This is a genomic window from Pedobacter changchengzhani (genome assembly GCF_004354365.1).
Lineage (GTDB): Bacteria > Bacteroidota > Bacteroidia > Sphingobacteriales > Sphingobacteriaceae > Pedobacter > Pedobacter changchengzhani.
The window spans coordinates 1-7,293 of the sequence record NZ_SJCY01000023.1; the positions used below are offsets into that span (position 1 = coordinate 1).

A 7,293-nucleotide genomic window follows, 5' to 3' on the forward strand; every position below is an offset into this window, starting at 1 on the left:
TGGCAAAAAGTTCAATTCCCCTTATCTCAAATGTCTCGTTCGTGCCATCTCCGTTGGGCGTGAAAAGGTTGGGAACGAGTAGCGTTGAGGCAGAGACCGAAATCTTGGTGTAAAATCCGCCGTTGGCGCTCATATCGGCCGAAAGAACGATATTGTTCCGTGTGTGGATGCCTGTAGCTGGGTTTGTGCCCTTTAGGATATCATATTTATTTGGGGAAACGTAGCGGGATATTGCAGCATTTGCATCTTTAAACAGCGAACCGTTCGTATTTGCATTGTGCTGAAGCACCATGTTTACATTGAGTGCCGAGTTTGAATAAATGTGCCAGATCCTGTCCATGCCAAGCTGTGTGTTTGAAACGGGCTTGTTTGCCGCTGCAAAATCCTGAACGCTCACATAAACTCTTCCTGCTTGGGAAGGTGTGATGGTTGCTGGTGTATAATCACCTTCGGCTATACCTACAGGGAATACAAAATTATCACTACCTGCATAATCCTTAATTACATGGCCGGTTATGCTGTTGCCGGTCACCACCATTCTATCTTTACTGAAACTGTTTATAGTACCTGCGCCGTTAAAACTTAAATCGTTGCCATTTAGTATAATATCGCCTCCATTAACCATCATGTTTAGCTTGTTACCAATATTTAAACCTGCCGATTGTGAACCAGTTGGGTTAACTGTACCATATCCAGGATCGTTTAAGTTGGCCAAAATGATGTTGCTGCTGTTGCTGTGGTCGATCATCAAATTGATGAAATTACTGTTGTTACCATCGATAGTGGTCTGCCCTGCGCCCATTGTTGGATAAACAGGGTTGCTGCCTGGGTTGTAGATCACAATTTTACCACTTCCGTTAAAGGTGGCACCGGGAGCAATCCATACGTTCTTTCCGTAGATTTCCAATACACCATCAACTGTCCAGTTGGCATTGGGACCAAAGTAGGCGCTCTCTGAAAACACCTGTGTGGTGGTGCCCAGTGCCACCGTATTGGTGCTGTTATCCGTAGTGGAACTGCCAGCACCTGTTTGGGCAATAGCGCCTATTGGCAAAACCAATACCGATAAGCAAATTAATTTATGTAAATATTTTTTCATTGTATTCCTTTTTTATTCCCAAAACCCAAAGGGGCTTTTTTTATTCGTTTTTCGTTGTTCGTAACTTTTCTCTTTTTCTTTTGGTCTTTCGGACTCATTATTATCAATTCAACTTATAACTTAAATTTAACGTTCTCCTGCCGGAGGGGCGTCTTACTTTTTTCTTGATAAAAAAGTAACAAAAACCGAGCATTTTTGCGAGCTCATGAAGGCCAATAACAACATATATGCTACTGAATAAATCAAGGCTTGCATCCATTTGGGTAAAAACTCGCCAAGCTGTTTTTACCGATGCTTCGAGACCTCCCCACCACGTTAAAAAACCCGCCCTCGGCTGCGAAGCCTCTTAGGAACTGCTAACACAAAAAATTGTGCAACCAGCTTTAGCGTTTTTTCCTCTAAATGCATGCTAGGCCGTCCCCCACCATGATGGTCACGCCAGGCTTTTATCCCCAAAACCCAAAGGGGCTTTTTTTATTCGTTTTTCGTTGTTCGTTGTTCGTTTTCCGTAACTTCTCTCGAATCTTCTCGAATCAACACTCATCACTCATCACTCATCACTCATCACTCATCACTCAACACTCATCACTAAATTACGGTTTCCAAAAAGACCAAACTGTGCCATTAAAAACTGCCAATTGCCTACTTGTCGTATCATATACCATTGTGCCTGCTGTTGGGTTTTTAAGGTTTAAGTACGGACTTGCTACTTTTGGCAAAACCATTGCTTTATCATTATCGGCTAAAACTAAAATACCTGGTGTAGTATCTGAAGGGTTTACGCCAATAACGGCTTTTTTAGTTATATCTTCTGTTAAACCAGCTTGTGTTGAAACACTTGTAGCATTTGCTGTGCCCGTAATATCAACACTTAAATCAACCCAAGCGCCAGATTTACGGTATTTAACTTTATGATCGGTAAGATCAAAGATAAAAGTACCATCTACTGCCCCGGTAACAGCAGCCGCAGAAGTAACCCATGGCAATACCAAACCTTTATAACCATTGGTTGCATCGCTAACGCCAAACTCTAAGGATACCGATGTATTTGTAACGCTAGTTTTACCAACGGCAACTTGTGCCTTAGCAAAAGTTGCGGTAAAAAGAACAATGGATAAATAGCATATTATAGTTTTCATATTTTTAAAACCTTTAAGTTTAATTAATTTAATTGGTTGGGCAAGTTTGTGTAGTTAAACAATACCAAGCGAAAGTTGTCCCACCATCAACCGAAGTATATAGTTTTAAACAATTATTGGTAGTATCATACACCATCATGCCTTCTACAAAATTAGCTGGTGCAATACCTACTGGGTTTCCACTTACATTAAACGTTACCCTATTAATTACAAAACCTTTTGTTTTGGCCTCTAAAATAGTCCATGCGCTTTGCTTATCCGTAATTAAAGTATTGTACTGTGCGCCTGTTCTAGCTAAACTGGTTATCCCTTGTAATGAAGTGTAGGTGTTGGCATCTGTAACAACTGGTTTGTAACAAAAACAATCAGTGATAGTAACCACAACTTTAGTAGTTGGGCTGTAACATCCTCCTACAGCATCATAATAAGCCACATAATAAGTACCTGCACCTGCAGCAGTTACCGCAGTACCTGATAATTTGTTAGCATCTGATGCTATTGGACCACTGTGGAAGGTACGCGTGGTGCTACCCGGTTGGTTAGTTGGGCTCCCAAATTCTGGCGCAGTATTTAAATTTACCGTTGTAATAGGGCAACTATTAGTAACGTTGATGGTACATGTTGAAATGGCAACAACAACAATAGATGCGGGGCTTTGACAGCCTGTAGCAGTATCTACATAAGCAGTATAGTAGGTAGCAGAAGCGCCCACAGGTACTGTTGCATCATATTCCATTGTTAAAGCAGCATCTTTATACCATTTTTGCGTCGAACCAGAAGGCGGCGTACCAGATGTATGCGTTCTTAAATCTACCGATGTACCTGGGCAGGTGTTTGTAGCCACTACCAATTTTGAAGCAGGGCTGTAACAATCTTTACTTGTGGAATAATAGCTCACGTAATATACACCTGCGGGTGCAGCTGCAACTTGTGCTGGTGTAAGCAAAGTACCACCCATTTGAGGTGAGTTATCTTTGAACCATCTGATACTTAAATCTGCATTTGGCGGACTTATTGCAGGTGTGTGGGTATTCAAATTTACAGTGGCTTGTGCACCAACATTGAGTGCAAAACCAAGGCAAACTAAACCAAGCACCAATAATTGTACCAGTAGCTTTCTTATATATTGATTCATGGTATTTTTATTAATATTAATATTTTTTTGTGGTACATTATTAAAATGCTGGAGCTGATGCACCCGCTTTGCAATTCACAGTAAGGTTAAAAGTTTGCGTATTGGTAGCACAGGAAGCACCCGTAAACTGTATAGCATAACTAGTAAGACCTTGTACCGCAGTAGGCGTACCAGATATAGTGTAAACACCAGTTCCAGTGTTTAAAACACCCGTAATACCAGCTGGAAACGCTGGTGCGACAGATACACCAGTAGCGGTCGTACTATAAGTAACATTTGTAATAGTTGTACCCGCATTTACCGTTTGAGTGGCTGTACCTGCTGCGGACGTTAAGGCAGAACAAGGAAGAGCAGTTACAGCATTAGGACCGACATATACACCCCAAGCTCCTGAATAATTTCCAGCCCATTTAAATGCAATTGGTAGTGTTGGTCCTGTTGCTGTAAACGTATAAGTAAATTTTTCCCAATTATTCACACCTGCACCTCCCGTAAAAGGGATATTCCGATAAAGAGTATTATAATCTGGATGAATTAAAGTCAATGTCAAATCCCTATTCACGTCGGTTGACGCTGTTTGAAGATCAGCGGCAAAAAAAGTAAATATGTAGGTAGTACCAGCAGTCAATCCTGAAATAGTCGTAGTAGCTTTCTCTACATTAAGACCTGTGACAAAAAATTGTTGGCCAGCTGGAACATTACTTAAAGCTGGGGTCCATGGCAAAAAAACGCCTGGACTTACTGGATAACCATTTGCATTGCTCATATCAGTAGAACCAGACACCCATCCAACAGGAGCACAATTTATACATGGCGGCGTTCCTGTATTAAGATCTGGAACATTGGTAGAACCTACAGTTTGCGCCTCTACCTGCTGCATCCCCGCTGCAAAGAAAAGCAGTACTGCGAATGCTAACTTGATAGCCTTGTTTTTATATATAGAAAATTGTTTTCTCATTTTTTTATATTTTTTTCAAATATTAAAGGTATTTCTTTTGGCACTAGTTTGTTGGTGGTGCTACTGTACCTGCTGGGCAAGGTGGCGCACAATTTACTGTAACCGTACCGCCATTTTGTACCGGACATTCTGCAGTCTTGCAATAAATAGTATAAGTACCGTTTGCTACATTATTGAAAGTAGGACTAGTTTGAAAATTGGTTCCATCTATAGAATATAGGTAAGGAAATGATGCCCCACCAGAGGAATTACCGATGGGAGTATTAAAAACAATGGTACCAATACCAGTACCTGTACAACCTGCTGTAGCAGTTATATTATTTTTGGGAAGTCCTGGATATAAAACTTCTCTTACTGCCCATGCAAAGATATTAACTATAAATTTATCTTGAGCGGTACTTACAGCATTACCAGATGACACAGCACCACTAATATTTGTAAGATAATCACCATCTGCAAAAATTAGATCGCGGGTAGGTGCATCAAAAATAAAAGTTGATTTACCGTTATTATCTCGTGCTGTCACTGTTGAAAAACAATCGGGTGTAAAAATTCCTTGTGCACTACCTGCTTGATCAACACCCACTACAGTTCCGAAAGGGCCAGAAAATGCCTGTATAGTTGTTGCATCTGCTGCTGTGGGTTTTGTAGGCCCTACATATCCGGCATTAACAGTAGGATATCCGTAGGCAGTAGATAGTGGGTTATAACCAGTTTGAGGTTGCTCTGCCACTATAACCACCTTACCCGCCTGCAAAGTCCAGGTACGGATTGCAGTAATTTCAGCAGGTGTTAAATTACTAGTAGTGCCAGTAAACCCAATAAAAAGAACATCATAAGATGCCAAACTTGTTGCGTTAATGCTTCCAATGGTAGCAAAATCTTGAGTAATAGTGATCGGATTAGAGACCGTGCCGCCTGTTCCAAAATTGGCAGGATTTTCTAATTTTAACTTTGTATCAGACATGTACTGGCCACCAAAAGTATAGCCATCATTCCATCGTGAATTAGCAACACTTCCTATCTTTATGGTTCGTGTAGTATATTGTGCCTGTACCTGCTGCATACCTGCCACAAAAAAAAGCAGTGCTGCGAATGCTAACTTTGTAGCATTGTTCTTAAGAATAGAAAAGTGTTTTTTCATTTTGTTTCATTTTTTGCCCTTTAATTGTGGTAGCCTGCGGTTTTGTTTTTAAGCAAAATACCCCAAAGAGCGGTTAAAACGTTATGTAGTTAGATGCCCATTGGTAAACTTGCCGCATCCGTTAAAATATTTATTGTTAATTACTTCATTGTTAAAATCAACTTTACCGTAAACATTGCAGTAACTAATTAACTTAATTTCAATTTGGCTGGTTGAATAATCAAACAGCCTATTTACAAACTTATTTTTTTACAAGCCCCCTCAATTTCTGCACTGCGTTACTTCTAAAAAATAGTTTCTGCAGGTGAAGCTATATTGAAATGGACAAATTCTTCATTTGTAAAATTACGATAAATAAAAAAGGAACGATCATTTAATATTTTGCCTAAACTGGTATTGATAAAATCAAAGCCTTTATTGTTTTCCTTTTTAGTCATGCTTTTTAATTCGCCCATGTTAATTTTTTTAAGGCATAAAACACTTTCACAAAAACTAAAGATATTAAAACTAATTGTTTTATGTGATCTGGATTAATTCTTTTATTTGAAGTGAGTGTTTAGAACATGATTTAAAGTTATATCATGTTGCATCATAATTAAAACATGATGCAACATGATATTTTATTGTGTTGACTATCTTTTAAGATAATCTTTTAAGCTTATGGGTTTACATATTCAACAATCACGTCGTAAGTAGCTGCTGGGTGTAAAATTGTCATTGCACCTGCTGTACCTAAAACTAACACTCTAGTCGTTGCATCATAAGTAATAATGTTAGTACTGATTGAGTTTGAAACTCTTTCTATTAACCTAACGCTTAACAATTTTGCACCTGTTGGGATGGCAGCTGGAAGGGTTACCAGATTAGTTGGACTAGCTAAAGTTACTTCGCCCACAATTTCATAAACTGGTTTATCAGCTCCTTTTACTTTCCATCTTTTTAAGGTGTTTTGAACAGCTACATCACTGTAAACAGGATAAACTTTTCTCACTGTACCATCTGCTTCGACTGTCATAATTCCATCTACTTTTGTAAGTTGAGCATCTGTTGTTTGCGCTACTAAGCCTGCAATTGCAAGTGTTTTTGTCGCATCAGCGGTTATCGTAGTAGGCTCAACTAACGTACCTCCTAAATAAACTGCTTTGGTTGTTGCATCAATATGAGTACCGTTATTGGCCGTTGCTACTAACCCAGACAAATCTACTGTTTTAGCTACACCAGCACGTTCAATTTCAAGTGTTAACACTTTAGCCGCACTTAAACTGAAGTCGGTAATTTGTTGCTTATCCGTATCTACAACTGTATTTGTAACTACATAAGGACTTGCGGTAGTACCTGCGCCTGTAACTGAGATTCCAGTACCAGCAGTTGTTGCACCGCCTAAACCATCTGCTCCGTTAGCTCCAGTTGCTCCAGTTTGCCCTTGTGGACCTGCTGCTCCATTATCACCTTTATCACCTTTTGCGCCAGTGGCACCGGTTGCGCCTTTGATGTTGCCTGTTGGCGTTCCCCAAGTTCCGCCTGTTTTTGTATAAACATCGCCTGTGGTCGTGTTAACATAAGTATCACCGTCTTTACCGTTTGCATCTGATGGTGCTGTTGTTCCGCTCGTTATTGATTTACCATCAGTTCCGTTTGTTCCGTTTGTTCCAGAATCACCTTTTGCGCCTTTGATATTTCCTGTTGGTGTGCCCCAAGTTCCGCCTGTTTTTGTATAAACATCGCCTGTGGTCGTGTTAACATAAGTATCACCGTCTTTACCGTTTGCATCTGATGGTGCTGTTGTTCCGCTCGTTATTGATTTACCATCAGTTCCGT

5 protein-coding genes and 2 pseudogenes are annotated in these 7,293 nt (G+C 40.0%); all 7 read right to left on the reverse strand.

The genetic code is table 11. The annotated features are described in order from the left end of the window. Positions 1-1,099, reverse strand: a pseudogene (locus tag EZJ43_RS16825) (gliding motility-associated C-terminal domain-containing protein); the annotation flags it as partial. A 593-nt stretch (positions 1,100-1,692) separates the two neighbouring features. After that, complete coding sequence (locus tag EZJ43_RS16830) at positions 1,693-2,238, reverse strand: hypothetical protein (protein WP_133263889.1); 546 nt, start codon at positions 2,236-2,238, stop codon at positions 1,693-1,695. Between the two features lie 28 nt (positions 2,239-2,266). Then, positions 2,267-3,373, reverse strand: a complete 1,107-nt coding sequence (locus EZJ43_RS16835; protein ID WP_133263890.1) for a hypothetical protein — start codon at positions 3,371-3,373, stop codon at positions 2,267-2,269. 40 nt (positions 3,374-3,413) lie between these two features. Next, positions 3,414-4,253 (reverse strand): hypothetical protein, encoded by an 840-nt coding sequence (locus EZJ43_RS16840; RefSeq protein WP_133263891.1) that lies wholly within the window; start codon positions 4,251-4,253, stop codon positions 3,414-3,416. 121 nt (positions 4,254-4,374) lie between these two features. Further along, on the reverse strand, positions 4,375-5,475 hold the full coding sequence (locus tag EZJ43_RS16845; protein ID WP_133263892.1) for a hypothetical protein: 1,101 nt from the start codon (positions 5,473-5,475) through the stop codon (positions 4,375-4,377). A gap of 284 nt (positions 5,476-5,759) precedes the next feature. Then, positions 5,760-5,930, reverse strand: coding sequence for a hypothetical protein (locus EZJ43_RS17285; protein ID WP_165953206.1), 171 nt, complete (start codon positions 5,928-5,930; stop codon positions 5,760-5,762). 203 nt (positions 5,931-6,133) lie between these two features. Beyond that, positions 6,134-7,293: pseudogene (locus EZJ43_RS17290) on the reverse strand (collagen-like protein); the annotation flags it as partial.